The sequence below is a fragment of the Campylobacter sp. CNRCH_2016_3089 genome (assembly GCF_025772505.1).
Classification (GTDB): Bacteria; Campylobacterota; Campylobacteria; order Campylobacterales; family Campylobacteraceae; genus Campylobacter_D; species Campylobacter_D lari_D.
Genome location: NZ_JAKMSF010000047.1, coordinates 1 through 986 on the forward strand (window position 1 = coordinate 1; position 986 = coordinate 986).

The 986-nt window shown below is 28.4% G+C and carries 1 protein-coding gene; it reads right to left on the reverse strand.

Annotated elements, in window-relative coordinates; genetic code table 11:
- Positions 1–29 precede the first annotated feature (29 nt).
- A partial coding sequence (locus tag L8W69_RS09175) for a bacteriophage T4 gp5 trimerisation domain-containing protein (protein WP_263666992.1) occupies positions 30–986 on the reverse strand: 957 nt, incomplete at its 5' end.

Genomic DNA, 986 nt, shown 5'->3' on the forward strand with positions numbered 1-986 from the left:
ATTTTAGTTTTAATTCAAGAAAATTGCTTTTAATCTGCTCTCAAATCACCTCCTTTTACCCTTAAACCTTTATCATCTATAATTACTTGCATTTTTCCTACTTGAAGTATAATCTTATCTTTTGTTTGTGTGATGGTGGTATTTTCACCTACTTGAGAGATGATTCGCTTTTGTGCTATTAAAGTGCTTTCTTTATTAGCTAAAGTATTTATTTCATCAGCCGTAAAGGAACAATTATTTTTAGCTTTAAAACTAATAGAATCATCAGCTTCAGCTTTGAAATACTCATTTGTTTCTATGCTTAGATCTTTTTTGGAGTGAAATTTTATACTTTGATTGGTTTGAAGCACATAAGAACCTTTTATGGTTTCATTTTTATTATGTCCTATTCTTTGGATAAAATCATTTTTGATATCTTGCTCTAGATTATTGTTGATGATTACTCTTTTATCATTTCCTATTTTTTCTTCATGATTTTGTCCTATATTGACTTCATTACTAATTCCTACATTCAAAGTATTACTTAAACCCACATTGGTGTCTTTAGAAAGCAAGGTGTTTTCTAGATACTGCGCACCTACATTGACATTTTTAAAACCTATGATATTTTGCATATGCCCTAAGGTAATAAATTCAGTATATAAAGCTCCCACTTCTGAGGTTTTGTTATTTTTTATGGTTTGCTCATAGTTGTTGCCTATTTCTTCTTTATAATCTTTTTGTGCTAGAATGTAAAATTCTTCCTTGTCTATATCATTTTTTAAAGTGATTTCATTTCTTGCTTTTGCATCGGTATTATCTTTTCCTATAGTAGAATTAGAGATAGTTAAATAATGTTCGTTTTTATAATTTAGATTATATTCTGTATTTTCTTGTAGTTTAAGTTCATCTAAGCCTTTATTATACATAGGTATAGCACTTAGATAATTTAGTGTTTGTTCAGCGATTTCTCTTTTGTATCTTGGGTAGTTATATTGTGGCATAGT